At 56.3% G+C, this 17611-nt stretch carries 20 protein-coding genes; all 20 read left to right on the top strand.

The window, feature by feature from the left end:
• The first annotated feature begins 68 nt into the window (after positions 1-68).
• The 20 genes from KF892_24225 (at position 69) to KF892_24130 (ending at position 17608) form a co-directional block, all read left to right on the top strand.
• Positions 69-461 (top strand): VOC family protein, encoded by a 393-nt coding sequence (locus tag KF892_24225; protein MBX3628139.1) that lies wholly within the window; start codon positions 69-71, stop codon positions 459-461.
• An 84-nt stretch (positions 462-545) separates the two neighbouring features.
• The gene (locus tag KF892_24220) at positions 546-1067 is read left to right on the top strand and encodes a DUF2059 domain-containing protein (protein ID MBX3628138.1); all 522 of its coding nucleotides are present in this window, start codon (positions 546-548) and stop codon (positions 1065-1067) included.
• 94 nt (positions 1068-1161) lie between these two features.
• Entirely contained in the window at positions 1162-1593 is a 432-nt protein-coding gene (locus KF892_24215; protein ID MBX3628137.1) for a hypothetical protein, read from the top strand.
• Between the two features lie 1158 nt (positions 1594-2751).
• Positions 2752-3150: a hypothetical protein gene (locus KF892_24210; protein ID MBX3628136.1), complete on the top strand. Its 399-nt coding sequence runs from the start codon at positions 2752-2754 to the stop codon at positions 3148-3150.
• A gap of 131 nt (positions 3151-3281) precedes the next feature.
• The gene (locus tag KF892_24205) at positions 3282-3752 is read left to right on the top strand and encodes a hypothetical protein (protein ID MBX3628135.1); all 471 of its coding nucleotides are present in this window, start codon (positions 3282-3284) and stop codon (positions 3750-3752) included.
• A 144-nt stretch (positions 3753-3896) separates the two neighbouring features.
• Positions 3897-4244: a DUF3024 domain-containing protein gene (locus KF892_24200; GenBank protein ID MBX3628134.1), complete on the top strand. Its 348-nt coding sequence runs from the start codon at positions 3897-3899 to the stop codon at positions 4242-4244.
• A gap of 660 nt (positions 4245-4904) precedes the next feature.
• Complete coding sequence (locus KF892_24195; GenBank protein MBX3628133.1) at positions 4905-5126, top strand: hypothetical protein; 222 nt, start codon at positions 4905-4907, stop codon at positions 5124-5126.
• Between the two features lie 819 nt (positions 5127-5945).
• The gene (locus KF892_24190) at positions 5946-6257 is read left to right on the top strand and encodes a hypothetical protein (GenBank protein MBX3628132.1); all 312 of its coding nucleotides are present in this window, start codon (positions 5946-5948) and stop codon (positions 6255-6257) included.
• Between the two features lie 168 nt (positions 6258-6425).
• The gene (locus KF892_24185; GenBank protein ID MBX3628131.1) at positions 6426-6764 is read left to right on the top strand and encodes a hypothetical protein; all 339 of its coding nucleotides are present in this window, start codon (positions 6426-6428) and stop codon (positions 6762-6764) included.
• A 496-nt stretch (positions 6765-7260) separates the two neighbouring features.
• Positions 7261-7932 (top strand): hypothetical protein, encoded by a 672-nt coding sequence (locus KF892_24180; GenBank protein ID MBX3628130.1) that lies wholly within the window; start codon positions 7261-7263, stop codon positions 7930-7932.
• Between the two features lie 89 nt (positions 7933-8021).
• Positions 8022-8825 carry a hypothetical protein gene (locus KF892_24175; GenBank protein ID MBX3628129.1) on the top strand — a complete coding sequence of 268 codons (804 nt, stop codon included), beginning with the start codon at positions 8022-8024 and terminating at the stop codon, positions 8823-8825.
• A 108-nt stretch (positions 8826-8933) separates the two neighbouring features.
• A complete protein-coding gene (locus KF892_24170) occupies positions 8934-9398 on the top strand; it encodes a hypothetical protein (GenBank protein ID MBX3628128.1) in 465 nt (154 codons plus the stop codon).
• A gap of 1034 nt (positions 9399-10432) precedes the next feature.
• A complete protein-coding gene (locus KF892_24165) occupies positions 10433-10987 on the top strand; it encodes a hypothetical protein (GenBank protein MBX3628127.1) in 555 nt (184 codons plus the stop codon).
• A gap of 460 nt (positions 10988-11447) precedes the next feature.
• Positions 11448-11924, top strand: a complete 477-nt coding sequence (locus KF892_24160) for a hypothetical protein (protein ID MBX3628126.1) — start codon at positions 11448-11450, stop codon at positions 11922-11924.
• A gap of 557 nt (positions 11925-12481) precedes the next feature.
• Positions 12482-13144: a hypothetical protein gene (locus KF892_24155; protein MBX3628125.1), complete on the top strand. Its 663-nt coding sequence runs from the start codon at positions 12482-12484 to the stop codon at positions 13142-13144.
• Between the two features lie 1597 nt (positions 13145-14741).
• Positions 14742-15092, top strand: a complete 351-nt coding sequence (locus tag KF892_24150) for a hypothetical protein (GenBank protein ID MBX3628124.1) — start codon at positions 14742-14744, stop codon at positions 15090-15092.
• A gap of 95 nt (positions 15093-15187) precedes the next feature.
• Entirely contained in the window at positions 15188-15802 is a 615-nt protein-coding gene (locus KF892_24145) for a DUF1294 domain-containing protein (GenBank protein ID MBX3628123.1), read from the top strand.
• 565 nt (positions 15803-16367) lie between these two features.
• Positions 16368-16679 (top strand): type II toxin-antitoxin system RelE/ParE family toxin, encoded by a 312-nt coding sequence (locus tag KF892_24140; protein MBX3628122.1) that lies wholly within the window; start codon positions 16368-16370, stop codon positions 16677-16679.
• Positions 16663-16980 carry a helix-turn-helix domain-containing protein gene (locus KF892_24135; protein ID MBX3628121.1) on the top strand — a complete coding sequence of 106 codons (318 nt, stop codon included), beginning with the start codon at positions 16663-16665 and terminating at the stop codon, positions 16978-16980. The genes KF892_24140 and KF892_24135 overlap by 17 nt, the downstream gene beginning before the upstream one ends.
• Before the next feature lie 103 nt (positions 16981-17083).
• Positions 17084-17608, top strand: a complete 525-nt coding sequence (locus KF892_24130; GenBank protein ID MBX3628120.1) for a GNAT family N-acetyltransferase — start codon at positions 17084-17086, stop codon at positions 17606-17608.
• Positions 17609-17611 lie beyond the last annotated feature (3 nt).

Raw genomic sequence — 17611 nt, 5'->3', positions numbered from 1 at the left:
GTCACGCAGCTCATGTCAAACGTTAGGCATCGCAGAGCGCATCCATCGTCACACTGAGTGAGAGAGAAATGAAACTCGGCTACGTCATCGTCTACGTCCCAAACGTCTCGGAGTCACTCAAGTTCTTCACCCAGGCGTTCGGGTTTGAGCAGCAGTTCCTGCACGAGTCGGGCACCTACGGAGAGCTCAATACAGGAAGCACGACACTGTCCTTTGCAGCGCACGAACTCGGAGACGCAAATTTCCCAGGCGGTCACGTGCATGCGAGCACTTCGGCGAAGCCGCTGGGAATGGAATTGGCAATCGTCACTGCTGATGTAGCTTCCGCTCACAAGAAGGCCATTCAGTTCGGCGCAAAGGAGCTATCCCCTCCTTCGCAGAAGCCATGGGGTCAAACGGTTTCTTATGTGAGGGCACCCGACGGAGTGCTTATCGAAATATGCACTCCAGTCTCCGCGTAATAGCGATGCCTAACCCTTCCATCGAGAGGACCCGCCCCGGCAAGCCGGGTCGGGCCTCTCATGTCAAACGTTAGGCAGCACAACATGCACATGCGCATTCATTTCGCGATCGCCTTCATCATTTCTACAGTTGCCACTTCGGCCGCCAGTGAATCTTTATCACCGGCCATGACGTTGGCGTTCTCTGAGTCGGTTCTCGTCGGCGTAAAACTCTCCGTAGCTCAAGGCGTGAGAGCGGGAAAGGTCCCATCAAATCGAGGTCAGTGCGTGGCCGCGCTTCCATCAAACTCGTTCTCCGATGTAGTAGATGGCCTGCTGTCTCAGCACTTCGCGGCGTCTGAGTTGCGTCAGGCCGAGAGTTTCTTTGCCAGCGAAGTTGGGAAGAAGTACACCCAACACGGCAAGCTGCAGGCATACCAGCAACTCGGTGAGCCCCTTCCAAGTCCGTTGCCAAACTTCAGCGACGCCGAGTACAAGCAACTGGAGTCGTTTGCAGCAACCAAGGTGGGCGACGCACTCATCAAGCAGAAGATCATGGAATCAGCTACCTCACGGCAGGTATATCAGGCCCGTATTCGGGAGTTGTTGGCGCAGTGCGCCAAGTAAGGCCGAGGTGCGCGGTGCTGCCTAACCCTTCCATCGAGAGGACCCGCCCCGGCAAGCCGGGTCGGGCCTCTCATGTCAAACGTTAGGCGTCATCATGAGAAGCCTCCTAGTAGCATTGTTCTTCTACGGCCTAAGCTCAGCCCAAGCGCAAAACAACGTGGCTCTGCTTCTCTTTGGCGGAGAAGGACACAAGACCTTCCTAGGGTGTCTCAATTGTGGCCAGTACGACTCAGGATCAGTCTGCAACAAGTACGGTCAGCAGGGCTCGAAGTACAGCAGCGACAGCATCTGGAATAAGTACGGAAACTACGGTTCGAAGTACAGCAATCAATCGCCTTGGAACAAGTACGCCTCGGAGCCTCCCGCCATTGTTGACAAGGAAGGAAACTTCTACGGCTACCTAACTGCAAACCCATACAACGCCAAACGCACAAGAATCAAGCTCTATGTGCAGCTAACAGATCTGTGGGAAGAAATAGCAGACGATCCAGAGTCGGTAGCAGATCGACTCTGCGGAAGAGAATGAGCAAGCCGCCGGAGGCCGAATGACGCCTAACCTTTCCATCGAGCTGACATGCCCCGGCAAGCCGGGTCATGCAGCTCATGTCAAACGTTGAGCATCACGAGTGGGCCCTGCGAGTTCTCTTTGCTTATGAGCCTTCGTTCAGCATCGCAAATTCAAGTCGCATGCGCGGTTCGCGAGCCTTCGGTCACCGCTCGCCGTCTGCCGCCAAAGATGAACCGAGCGCCTGCCGCCTACCGACACAACCCAAGTGAAGAAGGCCAGGCTTTTCCTGTCTCGGCACTTGTGCAATGCGATCGACCGGCCGGTAGAGGTCAGTCAGTGGTTGGCGCTTCGCGCCGCTTGAGTGGTCAGAAGTTGGGCGCTGCCTCGAAGGGCAGCGCTGCAGCTGTGCATCTTCAAGCGCCGGCGCGGCTGTCACGAGAATCGCAATGCTTGGCAAGGTCTAAGCCCACTTCAGCACCCCAAGACAGGGGCACTTCTTCGCGCTTGGCGAGGCATGTAGCCATGTCACGCGCGATGCCCAACTATTCCATCGAGAGGACGTCGCCCGGCAAGCCGGCCGCCGCCTCTCATGTCAAACGTTAGGCCTGCGAAGGTATGAGCAAGTCGTTTGCACTCGCCATTGCGCTCATCCTGCCCATGTGCGCAGAGGCTCAAAGTTCTGGGTCTACATGGCAGCCTGGCGAGTACAAACTTGTATCAGGCAATCCGAGCAGTGGCTCTTTAGTCATCCGATCCGTGGCCTCTGGTGCTGCCGAATTTAGCCTTCAGGCATTTCTATGCACCTCGGACTGCCGAAATCCAGAGGTCGCAACTCATCGAATTGGCGAAGTCGAGCAGGGCACCATCAAGCTATCTGGTCTGGCGGGCAAATACATATCTGAGAACGCGGAGGACAAAGAACTGGGTACATGCATCTTGCACTTTCGCGTCAAGCGGACTGACATCACCATACGTCAAGCGGGTACATGTTGGTGGTTCGGGGTTGGCGTTGATGTGTCAGGCTTGTATCGCTTATCTCGCGGGAAGAAGTAGCCATGCTTCTTGTGAAAACCACCACCTGCACGCGCCGGCCTAACCCTTCGATCGAGAGGACGTCGCCCGGCAAGCCGGGCGCCGCCTCTCATGTCAAACGTTAGGCGTCGACAAAGGCAGATCGTGGCTTTCATCGTCCAAGAGATTTCAGATGAAGTAGAAGCGGAGGTCTACGGGCCAACCTACTTACCTGCGATCGCCCCTTACGCGAAAGTCAGTGAAGAACACGACAGACCACGAAGGAGGCGCTGCGCCATAGACGCAGCAAGAGATGCATACTTTCTTCGGCTTCGCCAGATAAGCGATCCAAGAGAAGGCACGCGCTATCTCTATGCACTCCTTGTCAAAGGAGGACACTTCATCTTCGAAGAGCTGCGTTACAACGAATACAGAGTCCTCGCTCTGAGCGAAATAGCAATCGATGAAGCGCAAGCCCTGAGCATCGAAGCATTCCTTGCCGCGGGACGGCGCATAAACGGAAACAAGGCGGATCTGGACGGATTCGACCCGAAGTTTTTATGAGCTGACCCAATGCACATCGAATCAACGAGCCTGCACGCGACGCCTAACCCTTCCATCGAGAGGACGCTGCCCGGCAAGCCGGCCAGCGCCTCTCATGTCAAACGTTAGGCGCCGCAAGGAGAGAAAGCGCTATGGCAAAAGCACCTGAAGACACAAAGCCAGAAAGCTGGCAACGGTTCTTCGCGGTTTCGGCGAACAACCAGGCATGGGATTTGGCAGAACTGCCAAGCAGCCAAGTCGACAAGCTCGCACTACTGAATGCAGCTCACGCATCAGCCTGGCACTGGCAAGCTGCTGGAAACGAGCTAAACCACAAGCGCGCACTCATGCTTGTAGCCCAGGCGCATGCTGTCGCCGGTCTTGGGCAAACCGCGTTGCTCTATGCAGAGCAAATTCGGGCCTACTTCCTGGCCGAGCCCTCCACGGCCGATTGGGAGGTCGCTCTCACTCATGCAATTCATGCGAATGCTGCACACGCTGCTGGCAAGTCGGAGCAGCACAAAAGCTCGTACGCGTTGGCTCAGAACGCCACGGCGGCAATCGTCGATCCAGAAGACAAAGCCATAGTTGTCCGCCTCTTCGAGCAGGTTCCGCGGCCATGAGGCAGTTCGCGGCGCCTAACCCTTCCATCGAGAGGACGGCGCCCGGCAAGCCGGGCGCCGCCTCTCATGTCAAACGTTAGGCGTCGGAGGAAAGAAGGCCAGTGCTAGCCTTGAGGCCGTGTTGTTGCAAGTACCGCTGGAAACATGGCATTCACCGAGATTGAATTGGCGCGCTGCGAACGCGAGTTGCAAAGCTTTATGAAGCGTCGGCGACCACCTGAGCACATTCGCGACAAGCTGGATCACGGCTACAAGATCACTGGGCAAAGCGTTGTGCTCCACGACATTCGTCCCGACTGGCGCGACAAATCCAGGAAGAGGGAAGCTCCGTTCGCCAAGGCAACGTTCGTCCGATCACAGAATATCTGGCGCATCTACTGGCAGATGAGTGACCTCAAGTGGCACGGGTACACGCCGCACCCAGAGGTCAATTCATTGGCCCGGTTCCTTGAGGTCGTTCACAAAGATGAGCACTGCTGTTTCTTCGGTTAGCGCACCGCCGCCTAACCCTTCCATCGAGAGGACATGCCCCGGCAAGCCGGGTCATGCCTCTCATGTCAAACGTTAGGCGCCTCAATTCCCCGCTATTACGAAGTTCGCTATTCGTGAGAGATGCATGCCAACAATTGCAATACAACTTGACCCGTCGCGCTTGACCAATCCAGATTTGGACATTCGGTACGTCCTCCCCGACCGGCTCGAAGAAGATTCAGCGTCAACCGTGTCGGACGATGGCTATGACTACGGGCGAACCTCAACTCGACTGACTCTATTTCTAAGAACCGCGGATCTGGCGTCAGCGCTCCCTATAGTCCTAGGCACTCTCGAGAAGAAGATTCTGGGCAATCACCTCTTAAACGAAGGCGTTGTTGTTGCAGTTGCCGCAGCGGATCACTGCACTATCGAACAGGACTACACGGTTGTCTTTCCAACCGAATCGCCGCCGTTCTCATTGGAGTAGGCATGAGAGGCTTCTCCCAAAGCCCGAGCAGCCTGCGCAACCAGGCGCCTAACCCTTCCATCGAGAGGACATGCCCCGGCAAGCCGGGTCATGCCTCTCATGTCAAACGTTAGGCGGCGCAAAGAATTCCCCGGGACATCGCATCGCCATCTTTTGAGCGACTTCAGTTCAAAGTACTAGGAACAACACAGATGATTCAAAACAAGGAAACGGCGAAGCAAATCAGCGCCCTGATGCTGGAGTTAGGTGCGAAGCTCAATGCGTCCGTGGCTCTTGTTCGAGACACATGCGAGGCAAGCGAGTTCAATGCGTATCGAGCCGCCGTCGGCCAACTCATGGGAACCATGCTGCTCGATGTCATGAACCCTTTGTATTCAACGCATCCAGAGCTAAAGCCAGAAGAGCTTAAGTAGGTTTGTCTGCGCGTTCGGCATGAAGCATCTGCCATCTACGCTCGTCTCGGCATCTGCCTCGCGCTGTAGCGCCAGGCAAAGCAATGCAGGCCGTGCAAGCGCCAGCTGCTTCGCAGCACGTGCTGGTGGCGCGCGTTTGCTTTCTGGCGGTACCACCCACCGCAAAATACATGTCCAGGCTGTGCACAGAGCGCCGCCTAACCCTTCCATCGAGAGGACCCGCCCCGGCAAGCCGGGTCGGGCCTCTCATGTCAAACGTTAGGCGTCAGAAATGAGCCCGCTGCAATGCCCGTGCTGCAATCAACTCGCAATGAGCGCCAGGTCGAAGCTCAGAGTGGGGCCACTCCACCCCAAGCCTTGCCAAGCATGTGGTCAAAGTCTCCGTGTCGCCTGGTTGCCTTACCTGCTTGCATCCGCGGTCACGAGCACGCTTCCGGGCATAGGCATCATCGTCGCCATACTTGCTAGCAGTTCACTCTTCATTGCGCTAGTAAGCATCGTGCCAATCCTGGTCCTCTGCCTTTGGATTCACCACAAGATGGTTCCACTCGTAGCTAGGAATACAGGCAAGAACTCAAAGCGCGCTGCTCCAACACAGTCGTCGTAGTTCATCATCTCTCTAAAGAGAAAACGAACCGTATGCGCGAGCTGCCGCCTAACCCTTCCATCGAGAGGACCCGCCCCGGCAAGCCGGGTCGGGCCTCTCATGTCAAACGTTAGGCGTCGAAAATGCCAAGCAAGCCGATAGACAGCCGAATCGCACCGCTCGTAGAGTTTCTCCAGAAGGTCCCCGCCATAAAAGCACCTATAGGGAGTGGCGTGCAAGACGACGAATTCTGGTGGGTCAAGTTCCGGATAGATATCGATCACCCACTAGCTTGGCGTGTGGTGCAGGAACTTGGACACATCCTTAACTACGTTTCCATTGAAGAGCCTTTGCCGTCAGTCTTCAAGCCGGTGTCTCCGCCCGTCTACCTGAATGGCGGGCCTGACGAATATCTCTCATGGGTGATTGAACCAACGCACACGTCGTTCACGCCGAAGCTATGTCAGGAGTGGTTGGAAGGCAGGCTGCCGCGCCCGGTCAACGATCCAACTCAATGGGAAATCGAAGACGATGATGAGACATAAATTCAAACCAGATGTCTTGTCGGTCGCGCGATCGACGCCTAACCCTTCCATCGAGAGGACATGCCCCGGCAAGCCGGGTCATGCCTCTCATGTCAAACGTTAGGCGGCTGAAGAGGCACGCGCGACGTAGGTTCACTCACAGATCAACAACTTTTCGGGAGGCTAGATATGAAACTCGTAAAACTATCAGCTGCACTTGCACTTGTGGCTTGTCTAGCTGGTTGCGGAAAGCCCGTTCCTGCAGAACGAGAAGCCTACGTCGGAGAGTGGCAAGAGAAGACGATGTACTTACTGATCACTCAAGACGGGTCGGTGAAATACAAGCGCCTCAAAGGCGGAGGCACCACGTCAGTAGACGGGCCACTTAAAGGGTTCACAGGGAACAACTTTGAAGTCGGCATTGGTCCGATGGCAACAACGTTCGTTGTCACCAAGCCGCCCTATCAAGATGGTGATAAGTGGAAGATGGTTGTAGATGAGGTTGAGTTGGTCAAAACGGCCAACTAAGCGGCCCAGAGGTTTGGCTCGCTCGCAAAACAGCCGCCTAACCCTTCCATCGAGAGGACCCGCTCCGGCAAGCCGGGTCGGGCCTCTCATGTCAAACGTTAGGCGTCGCTAAAGGCAAAGCCGTGCCGAGTTGCAAAGATGGCTGGCATTCCCTTTCTCCCGTTTGGCAGGCTTTGGGGTCCATCCAAGAGGGTGTTCTGCCTGCGTTCACCACCGCAATGTGATTCTTTGAGCATCAAGCAGATGACCGTGCTTACTCGATGCAGTCGTCGTCAGTCAGTCCTTGGGTTTAGCCGTCGTGGGCGCCCTGCACTGTCCGAGCCATGCCGCGAACCGATGTGCCCTGAAAGCACACGCCGGCTAAAGTTGCTCGTCGGGCTGCGCCCTGCTTCCTCGGATGCAGCGCCGCCTAACCCTTCCATCGAGAGGACCCGCCCCGGCAAGCCGGGTCGGGCCTCTCATGTCAAACGTTAGGCGCCGCAAGAAGGCCCACCGCATGAGAAAACTTATCGCGTCCTTGCTCGCATCTGTTGGCGTTGTCAGCGCAGCACAGCCTCAACCCAAGGTTCAGACGGTCGACCCAAAGACGATTCTCTTCACGACACCAACGCTCTCGAACGACATAGCCGATTTGGTAGCGGTAAACAGGGAGCCCGGCAATGACGACTTCGTCTTTCACGAAGATGAGTGGAGCCAAGTCGAGTTCTTTCCGAAAGAGCAGCTTTCCGAAGTTCAACGTCTATTGAACGAGTACAAGAAGTTTGAGCAAGCGCATCGCGTAAAACACGGGTGGCGAGAGGTCTACGTCCGAAAGATCCAGCGTGTGCCTGTTGTCTCTGGTCCGCATCCGGTGCGGCAACTCGAACAGCTACTCGGATCAAGAGCCGGTGCAGCCCCGATGCTGTTCTCGTCAAGCACCATCTCGGGCAGTGTCAAGAATGGTTTCTCACTCCCGCTTGGCGGCAACGTCACGCTTTATGGGTACACCGATGGTCAGAAAATTCCGGTTCTCGGTGCAATCGTTGGTCGAAATCCAGATGATTCGAGGCTCACACAGGCGTTCCTAAAGCTCAGTTCTAGCAAGGGGCTCATTCTTGTTGACTGGCGCTCCCAGTTAGTGCTGGTTTCGGTTGCATCGTCCGGCAACATTGAAGTCTGGCGTCCGTGAGCGCGGCGCCTAACCCTTCCATCGAGAGGACGTCACAAGGGCTACGCCCTTGCGCCGCCTCTCATGTCAAACGTTAGGCGTCCGCATACATGTCTTCGCCGTCGGCCGAGTTTGAAGCTCAACTGGAGCTTTTTCGAACTGAGGCGCAAAGCGCTATTCAGTTCTTCTATGCATGGGACGCAACACATGCAGTAGCGGCAAAAGACAAAGCGGTAGTTCGCCTGCTGAATCAAGCCCCGCTGTTCTGGAATACCGCGCTTGGGGCACTGCAGTCGTCCTCACTTGTAGCGCTCGGCCGCATCTTCGATCCGGATCAGAATAATCACAGCGTCACCAGGCTACTGGCCTTGGCGCACAAGAACCTCGACATCTTTAGCAAAGGCTCGCTGGCGGACCGAAAGCGCAAGCTAAGCGAGAACGCAGACGAATGGCTTGACGAGTATCTGAAGCACGTTTACGAACCTACGGGAGATGACTTTCGGCGCCTGAAGCGACATGTGGCAAAACGACGAAAGCTGTACGAAGAGATCTATCGCCCGCTGCGTCACAAAGTACTTGCGCATCGCGGAGTGGCTACAAAGGCCGAAGTCTCTGCCCTGTTCGCCAAAACGAACCTTCAGGAGCTGAGACAACTACTAATCTTCCTGGAAAGCTCTATGAAGCGCTTTGGCAGCTCTATTTCAACGGGCACAAGCCAGTGCTTAGACCAGCAAGGTATTCGATTGATCGGATGCTTGGCGAGGCCACATCGAACACGAGGAATCGCCATCTGCAAGAAAGGCTCGCTCATGAAACGAAGCAGTTTCTCAAGCGCCACAGCGCAGACGCCTAACCCTTCCATCGAGAGGACTCGCCCCGGCAAGCCGGGTCGAGCCTCTCATGTCAAACGTTAGGCCGCACAGCAAACTATGAGCTTCCTCAGACGTCTCTTCTCGAAGTCACAGCCTGCTCTCCGAGCTACGCAGGAGTTCATTCTTGATTCGGATTTCCCTGTACCGGGAATGAAGCGCGTCTACATGCTCACGGAAGAGCTGAAGTCGGATCCGAAGCAAGTCGAACTCACACGCGCTCTCACGCTCAACCCAAACAAACCACAAATGGGACTGAAGGGCGACTACGGCCTATTCGCAACGGAGGAGTGGTGGAACAACATCAATACAGGAGTGATGCCGTTAGAGCGCGTGTCGGGGATCATCGTTAGGGCCTACGAAGCTGGCCAGGACCACGAAGGCGTCAACAACACCGTAGACGTGAAGCTAGGTGACGGCTCGATTGCTCAAGTAGGGATCTATACGAACGACGCGAAAGACGTTGCACATTTCCAGGTTGGTCACGCAGTCAGCATCGTCTACGCCCTAGACAAGCTCAAGAGTCAACCCGCACGAGACGGAGGCGTCAACTACTCCGACATTGCACTCGAGATGCTTGTGTCCACCCATGTCGTTGGGGCTACAAGTGCGGCCTAACCCTTCCATCGAGAGGACATGCCCCGGCAAGCCGGGTCATGCCTCTCATGTCAAACGTTGGGCGTCATAGAGAGGCAATCGATGCAACAGCTTCCTTGCTACGGTGATGAACGAACTCTTTTCTCTTGCGCGTTCTGCGGTGGGGAAACTGGCACTCGAGATCACTGCCCTTCTCGCGTATTTCTGGATGATCCGCTTCCAACCAACCTCCCAGTCGTCCCCTCCTGCGCAAAGTGCAACTCAGCCTTCTCAATTCACGAGGAGTACTTGGCATGCCTCGTCTCGTGCGTCCTCGCAGGCTCAACTGCGCCTGAAGCAATAGTGCGAGGAAAGATCGGAAGAATCCTTAACGAGAAGCCGCCTCTTCGTGCCCGAATCGAAAACGCGAAAGCTGTTTCTCAAGCCGGCACTGTCTTCCAGCCTGAGCATGAGCGCGTGTCGGCTGTGATTACAAAGCTTGCCCAGGGGCACGCTTTGTATGAACTGCATGAATCGTGTGCGCGGAAGCCAGATCAAGTCACATACGTCCCACTCGCTCTTATGAGTGAAGCTCAACGCACAGCCTTTGAAGAGCCGGAATCGGCAAGCTGCTGGCCGGAGGTCGGTAGCCGTGCAATGCAGAGAATGCTCATAGTCGGGAACGATGTGGCGCCGAGCGGTTGGATCGTCGCGCAACCTGAGAGATATCGCTACCACGCCTCACAAGTCGGCGGCATTGAAGTACGAATCGTCATTCATGAGTATTTGGCTTGCCGAGTCCTGTGGGAGCACTAGAACCATGACGCCCAACCCTTCCATCGAGAGGACGTCACAAGGGCTGCGCCCTTGCGCCGCCTCTCATGTCAAACGTTAGGCGTCGCCAGGGGGCCTCGGTGAACTTCCTCAGCCGGCTGTACTGCCCCCACTGGTACGCTTCGGCCAAGTTTTAAAGGTGGATAGATATGGATTCCACATCTATCCACAAATGGCTAGATCTAGCCACTTGTGGCTACATCTGGCTTCCCAGATTAATGTCCATATCACGTTAGGCGTCGATGAGTACGCAACCATCCTCAGTTAGTCGCCGCCTCGCCTCCTGCCTTTCGGCCTATCAGAAGCATGACTATGAGACAGCGCTGATTCACTTCTTCCCAGCGCTCGATAAGGTCGCCAAGCGCCGAAGGCCGAAAGAAGGAGTTGGCTCTCGTATCCGTGCATTCTTAAAAGACGAAGAGGTACTCATCTCCGCTGTTGGTACAGGCAATGCATTCAGCGGTGCCAATTTCAACGGCACCACTTTTGAAGAGGCGATCTACAAGTTCGGCCGAACTGCTATCGCGCATGAAGGCGAACTAGATCCGCGCCTGAAGTTTGTCGACGAAGGGGCTTGGTCGATCGGTGAAGTCTGGGAACTTCCATCTAAGTACATTCTTGGTCTCTGCGTCGCACTGATCGTTTCGCCAGAATGCAAAGGTGAACACATCGCCTCGGATGCCGCCGTCACGATCTTCAATCGAGTTTGGAAGCTCAATGAGCTTTGGGGTGCTGAGCAAGCAGTTAAAGCCCACATCGCATCTACATTCATGAACCCAAACCTTTTCTCGCAATGAACCCGACGCCTAACCCTTCCATCGAGAGGACACTTTCCGGCCTACGGCCTCCAAGCGCCTCTCATGTCAAACGTTAGGCGTCGCTAAAGGCAAAGCCGTGCCGAGTTGCAAAGATGGCTGGCATTCCCTATCTCCCGTTTGGCAGGCTTTGGGGTCCATCGAAGAGAGTGTTCTGCCTGCGTTCACCACCGCAATGTGTTTCTCTGAACCTCGAGCAGATAATCGTGCCTACTCGATGCAGTCGTCGTCAGTCAGTCCTTGGGTTTAGCCGTCGTGGGCGCCCTGCACTGTCCGAGGCATGCCGCGAACCGATGCGCCCTGAAACCACACGCCGGCTAAAGTTACTCGTCTGGCTGCGCCATGCACGCTCGTGAGCAGCGCCGCCTAACCCTTCCATCGAGAGGACGTCACAAGGGCTGCGCCCTTGCGCCGCCTCTCATGTCAAACGTTAGGCCTCATCGTGTTTAATCGACTCCGGTTCAATCGCCTATTCTCGAAATCCGTTGCACTTGGCAATCAGCAGATCGTGATGCCAATCGATTTGTTCGACTTGGCACAAAAGTTCTCTGATTTGCCCGGTCAAGAAGAAGTGGTCGCGAAACTGATTTCAACAATGTTTTCCCACGAGAGCATGCAGGTTCGAAGAATCGCGTTGCATGCATGCCTGAGGTCCAAACGCTACGCCGTAACAGGCCTGCAAGAGGCCATCGCTGCACGTCTAGGCGATAGCAGCTTCTGGGTGCGCTACGACGCAGCGTGGCTCGTGGAGGACTCAAAGATCACAAGTCCAGAGATCGTTACCGGCCTGCGCAAGATGGCAAGTTCCATGTCAAAGGATGAGGCTGAGTCTCGCCAGTTGGCGAACCCAAGCGACTATGAAGCAAGTGCCGCAAAGCAGGCGTACAAGGCACTCACCGCTATCGGAAATGAGGCCTAACCCTTCCATCGAGCTGACGTGCCCCGGCAAGCCGGGTCACGCAGCTCATGTCAAACGTTAGGCCTCTCAAGGAACACACTTCTCCACATCGGCAGGCTTGCCACATATGACTCAACGCGCACTCGCATTGGTGATGCTCCATTCGCTAGTACTGGTAACAGCGGGTTGTGGGGAGTGGAAAAGCCACGCCCTCGTAAAGCCAGAAACCAATCAAGTGGCAGCATGTCTTGTCCACTGGGGTCAGCTCTCAGATGAAGACAAGCAGCGGCTCCACCAATGCATTGAAGCGTGTGAACGCAAAGGTTTCAAACTTCAATCGCCAGAGTCCGTGCCTGCACGTGGACCCGCAGTCGACGGAGCCATGCGTCCCGCAATTCCGGTTGCTTGCCAGGAGTAAGCCAAGCATGCAATCGAACCAAACAACGAGAGGTCTTTTGCTTCGCCCGAGCCAGAACAGATTCGAACGGTTTGCGCGCGAGAGGCCTAACCCTTCCATCGAGAGGACGTCACCCGGCAAGCCGGGCGCCGCCTCTCATGTCAAACGTTAGGCGCCGGGAATGAACGAATCGATCGTCAGAGAAATTGCTGAGCAAATTGTCCGAGAGCAAATCGTCGGCAACTGGAAGCTCTATGCAGTGCTGGGAGCACTCTGGCTAGTAGCCAGTGCCGCCGGTGGCTGGCTGTCGACATACATCAAGAAGCGTGCTGAAACGTATGCCACAAAAGCCGACCTCAAGGAGGTGCTGGCTCAACTGAAAGCCACAACCGAAGCAACAGAGCAGGTAAAAGTCGCAATCTCGCACTCGGATTGGTCATCCAAAGAATGGAAGACTTTGAGACGCGTCAAGCTAGAAGAACTTCTGGAGACAGCGTATTCGCTTGAGCATTGGATGGACGAGCAACGTAACGCATGGATGTTTGATGCCAAGAAGTCGGAACAGCGGAATCCCATCGACAAACTGAACCTACTCGGCACTTTGTACTTTCCCGAACTAAAGGACGAAGTTCTTGCCGTTGTTCGGACTCACCGAGCTGCCTATCTCGAATTAATTGAGGCGAGCAAGAAGGCACTCGCCGCTGGCAAAGATCTGGCCGCTAGAGAAGCCGTCTTCGTTGACTTCCTAGAACGGTGGCAGCAACTGTTTGCTGCGACCCATAAGTCCCTTGTGGACCTCACTGAAAAGGCGCCCAGTCTGCTGAAGCAGATCACCGGCGCCTAACCCTTCCATCGAGAGGACCCGCCCCGGCAAGCCGGGTCGGGCCTCTCATGTCAAACGTTAGCCGGCTCCCAATTGAATGCGTTGCTTCAGTGCCATGTCTAGGTCGCAGCAGAAGCAGTCCCGTGCTGGGCAAGCCTGGAGCGCTTGCGAGATAGTTCAAGGCCCTGCTCCTTGCACGAAGAAGCCAGTCAGTGCTGGTCCCACAGCCGTCGCGCTTGACACCGATTGGATCAAGGCCGTGCTAATTCGTAAGAATCCGGTGGCCAAGAATCGAGGCGGCTCCAAGGCTTCAGAGAGTGCACTTGCGGGCTTGTCAGCCAGGTGCGCAGAGCCAAGAATGAAGTGCCTGTTCAGCAAAGTCTTCTGCGTCGCGTCGCCTGAGCGCACTTGAGCCAAAGACAAAGACGGCCTAACCAAAATACAAATGCAAATTCAAGGGTCAGCAGTTCCTCTCCGTTCGCGTCCGCTGCCCCAGGGTATTCGGTTGGCGCTGGTCGAGGTATGCCAACAGCCGGCTAACCCTTCCATCGAGAGGACCCGCCCCGGCAAGCCGGGGCGGGCCTCTCATGTCAAACGTTAGGCGCCGGAAATTGGGATACGCCTACTGCTTACGCTGCCAGAAGGCCATTCGGTTCAAGTCAACCGCTAAAAATGGGAGCCCCGCGTGGCTCAAAGAGGTCGCTCGGTCTCTTGGCCACGGAGAGCCTGCTGCGCTCTATTGCATTTCCTGCTGGCTCGTACCGGAAGTCGGTGATCTCGTTACCGTCTTAGACCCTCCGTATGGGTCATCAGCCGTCACTAAAGGCTCAATTGGCAAGGTCGTTGAAGCCGAAGGTCAAGCACCATTCCGCAGCCGGTTCGTAGTCGAGTTCACTGAAGCGCCCGAAGGCGAACCCCTCAGACACATGTTCTATGCTCACCAAATTCAGGCCGCCGGCATAGATTCTCGGCAGTCGCTTCCAATCGAGCTCTCATCCAAGCATCAAGACGATTCTTGAAAACTCAGACCCGGGCCGCACCGGCGCCTAACCCTTCCATCGAGAGGACGTCACCCGGCAAGCCGGGTGCCGCCTCTCATGTCAAACGTTGGGCATCGCGGTAAGTCCAGAGTTGTTGCTCATGAGCCTTCGCTCCCCATCGCTTGTCTTAGGTTCCACGCCGCTTCACCGCGCCTCGTCGGTCCTTGGCTCTTCGGTTCTTCCGGGTCTTTGCGTGCCGTGTCGCAGTCGCGCGTCACGTGTCTGGCGGCAATACTGGCGGGCGTTGCAAGCAGTCTTTGGCAAGGCCGGCTCACGCCGTAGCGTTCAGGTGCTTGCTCGTGCTGGTCGTTGTCTTCGTTCGGCTCGCCTCAGTCAGCCGGTGGTTGGCGCTTCGCGCCTCAGTGCTGCGCTTGGCAGTCAGCCAGTGGGCACTGCCGAGTACGGCAGCATTGGGCTCGGCCGCTTGCCTGCGTCGCAGGTAAGCTCCGCCAGGCGTTCGGCGCCGTTGCGCTTCTGCGCCACCGAGGCTCGCACATGCGCGCTGCCCAACCCTTCCATCGAGAGGACGTCGCCCGGCAAGCCGGGCGCCGCCTCTCATGTCAAACGTTAGGCGTCTTATGAGCACAGTGTCGGAGAGCGATTGCGAGAAGCTGCAGCAGGTCCTTGACCGCTGGAGCGCAGCGGACGCACAGTTCAATGCCTATCACGACGATCATGACTACCTGGTCCTGCGAATTCAGCCCAATGCCACCTCGCAAGAGCAAGACTTTGGCTTGCGGCTCTTTTACTGCACCTACATTGCAGGACCGACACAGTGGAAAGACGTCCAGTTCAAAGTCACACGCTTCACCTATCCAGACGGCGAGCAAGGATTCGAAGTGCAAGATTCAAAGGTGGGTTTTCGGATTCAATGTCATGGCCCCATAGACATTGCAGGCGATCCAAAGCAAGTGTTCCCGCGCGCATGATCACCCAGCCGCCTAACCCTTCCATCGAGAGGACGTCACAAGGGCTGCGCCCTTGCGCCGCCTCTCATGTCAAACGTTAGAACTCACAGGCAGCAATGAGGTTTGCAGGGCACGTCAAATCATGGAACGCCGAGCGTGGCTTTGGCTTCATTGAGCCATCTGGCGGTGGGCAAGAAATCTTCTTGCACATCTCTGCCGTTCCCACTCAGCTTCGTCCGCCAAAGATCGGTCAGCACTTCACCTTCGAGGTAGAACTAAACCGCGATGGAAAGAAGCGCGCTGCTAATGTAGGCGTCGCAACTGCCACCCGAAGCACTCTTCGCAAGAAGCCCAGCAATCCGGCCACATGGGGTTTGGCAAGCGTCCTCGCGATTCCGAGTTTCATTGCGATCTACGTCGCCTTAGCGCTTACTCGGGGCGTATCCGTGTGGTTCGCCGTGGCTTATCTTCTCCTCAGCATCATCTGCCTGTTGGCATATTCGTTTGATAAGGCTGCTGCGGAGGCTGGGCGGTGGCGCACATCCGAGCAATCACTCTTGCTCCTAGGCCTCGCTGGCGGCTGGCCAGGTGGGTTGGTCGCACAGCAGCTGTTGCGGCACAAGTCAAGCAAAGCATCGTTTCGCGCAGCCTTCTGGGGTACCGCCGCCGTCAATGTCGGCGCTTTCGTTGGCTTCCACCTGTACTTCAAGCCATGGCTGGCCACCATATAGAGTGAGTTCTAACCCTTCCATCGAGAGGACATGCCCCGGCAAGCCGGGTCATGCCTCTCATGTCAAACGTTAGGCGTCATTGGGCCCGTTGGCGCTACCGCGAGGAAAAGATGCTCGGAAAAGATCAGCTCCTTTTGCTCTTGAGCAAGCTAATGCATCCCAAAGCGAATGGGCTGTCAGAGCAAACATACAACGATGTACTTCTCTCGTTCTGTGCGGGCTGCCCCGATCCTGTCAAGGCTCGATGGCTCATCGTCGAATGCTTGGAGCCCATGACAGATGAGCAACTCGTCGACAGGGCGCTCTCCATGCCCAATCGATTGATGGCCAATGTTTCGTATTCAGAACTTCCAAATGCGCATCCTTTGCGAAAGCTGGCCAGGTAGCCATGGGGTACATCGGCTTTCCCTGCAAACAGCAAATTTCCATGCGCCAAAGCAACGTGCCGCCTAACCCTTCCATCGAGAGGACCCGCCCCGGCAGGCCGGGTCGGGCCTCTCATGTCAAACGTTGGGCGGCTTAGGGAGCGTTAGACAACTATGCGCCCTAGGCGTATAGTGCGCCGATGCTCACCGTCGTCGAAACCCCACTCTTCCAGAAACAGTGGCCGCTCTACTGGACTGAGGAAGAACGAGGCGCTTTCGCCGCCTACATCGCAGAGCGCCCTACTGCCGGAGATGTTGTGCCCGAATCCGGTGGCATTCGTAAGGTGCGCTGGGGTAGAGCAGGTTCGGGCAAGTCAGGCGGAGTTCGAGTGATCTATTTCACTCGCACCGCCGAAGGTGAGGTTGTCTTGCTCACGCTGTATGCCAAAGCCAAGACAGATAACCTCACTGGCCCCAAGCTGAAGGAGATTCGCCGTGCCCTCGAAGAGTAAACCCCTGAGCGCCAAGGAACTGGCGGCATACGAAGCAAAGCGAGATCTGGCCGCAGAGCTGCTTCAGTCCGTGAAGGAGATGAAGGCTGGTCAGGTCAGCGTCGTCTCATCGCCCGTCATTGAGGCTCGAAAGAAAACTGGCCTGTCGCAGTCGCAATTTGCAGCGCTTATGGGGGTGTCAGTTCGCACCCTGCAAGGTTGGGAGCAGGGTCGCAAGCAGCCTAGCGGTGCAGCCCGCACGCTTCTCGCCATTGCGAGCACGAATCCCAAGGCAGTCCTCGCCGTGGCAGGTCACAAGTAAGCATGCGGAGAAAGCCGCCCAACCCTTCCATCGAGAGGACGTCGCCCGGCAAGCCGGGCGCCGCCTCTCATGTCAAACGTTAGGCGCTTGAGGAGCGATCCCCGTGGCTGTCGAGTACACAGTTGAGCGTCAACCTATCTCACCGCAAACGGTAGAAGCGATTGAGCGCCTTTCTCACTCGCTATTCGATCGTCCGACTCCCGATCTGCGGTGGCGGCTTGAAAAGATGCCACTTGTCAGCGTCGTTTGCGCCAGTGTCGACAAGGATCTTGTCGCTTTCAAGATTGGCTACGCGCACAGCCAATCTAGGTACTACAGCTGGCTTGGTGGGGTTCACCCAGATCACCGCCGCCAAGGCGTGGCCGTCAAGCTTACTGAGTTGCAGCACTCGTGGGCCAAGGAGCAAGGCTTTCAGGCGGTAGAAACCGCCACTGACCAAGCCAATTCCCCAATGACTCAGGCCAACCTGAAATGCGGTTTCGCCATCTCTGGCTTCAAGAAGAAGAGCCAAGGAATCCAAGTGCTGTTCTCAAAGGCCCTTGTCGTAGTGAAGCAAGCGCCTAACCCTTCCATCGAGAGGACGCTTTCCGGCCTACGGCCTCCAAGCGCCTCTCATGTCAAACGTTAGGCA

Origin of the sequence: Rhizobacter sp. (assembly GCA_019635355.1) — a bacterium.
Taxonomy (GTDB): Bacteria; Pseudomonadota; Gammaproteobacteria; order Burkholderiales; family Burkholderiaceae_C; genus Rhizobacter.
The sequence above is the reverse complement of the archived record's forward strand: the minus strand, read 5'-3'. Positions and strand labels throughout refer to the sequence as shown.

Bases quoted from the DNA above. Each gene is read 5' to 3' on its own strand.
- KF892_24220 (MBX3628138.1), top strand. From the start codon at position 546: ATGCACATGCGCATTCATTTCGCGATCGCCTTCATCATTTCTACAGTT.
- KF892_24175 (MBX3628129.1), top strand. From the start codon at position 8,022: ATGTCTTCGCCGTCGGCCGAGTTTGAAGCTCAACTGGAGCTTTTTCGA.
- KF892_24225 (MBX3628139.1), top strand. From the start codon at position 69: ATGAAACTCGGCTACGTCATCGTCTACGTCCCAAACGTCTCGGAGTCA.
- KF892_24150 (MBX3628124.1), top strand. From the start codon at position 14,742: ATGAGCACAGTGTCGGAGAGCGATTGCGAGAAGCTGCAGCAGGTCCTT.
- KF892_24200 (MBX3628134.1), top strand. From the start codon at position 3,897: ATGGCATTCACCGAGATTGAATTGGCGCGCTGCGAACGCGAGTTGCAA.
- KF892_24215 (MBX3628137.1), top strand. From the start codon at position 1,162: ATGAGAAGCCTCCTAGTAGCATTGTTCTTCTACGGCCTAAGCTCAGCC.
- KF892_24185 (MBX3628131.1), top strand. From the start codon at position 6,426: ATGAAACTCGTAAAACTATCAGCTGCACTTGCACTTGTGGCTTGTCTA.
- KF892_24170 (MBX3628128.1), top strand. From the start codon at position 8,934: ATGAAGCGCGTCTACATGCTCACGGAAGAGCTGAAGTCGGATCCGAAG.
- KF892_24145 (MBX3628123.1), top strand. From the start codon at position 15,188: ATGAGGTTTGCAGGGCACGTCAAATCATGGAACGCCGAGCGTGGCTTT.
- KF892_24155 (MBX3628125.1), top strand. From the start codon at position 12,482: ATGAACGAATCGATCGTCAGAGAAATTGCTGAGCAAATTGTCCGAGAG.
- KF892_24140 (MBX3628122.1), top strand. From the start codon at position 16,368: ATGCTCACCGTCGTCGAAACCCCACTCTTCCAGAAACAGTGGCCGCTC.
- KF892_24180 (MBX3628130.1), top strand. From the start codon at position 7,261: ATGAGAAAACTTATCGCGTCCTTGCTCGCATCTGTTGGCGTTGTCAGC.
- KF892_24165 (MBX3628127.1), top strand. From the start codon at position 10,433: ATGAGTACGCAACCATCCTCAGTTAGTCGCCGCCTCGCCTCCTGCCTT.
- KF892_24195 (MBX3628133.1), top strand. From the start codon at position 4,905: ATGATTCAAAACAAGGAAACGGCGAAGCAAATCAGCGCCCTGATGCTG.
- KF892_24205 (MBX3628135.1), top strand. From the start codon at position 3,282: ATGGCAAAAGCACCTGAAGACACAAAGCCAGAAAGCTGGCAACGGTTC.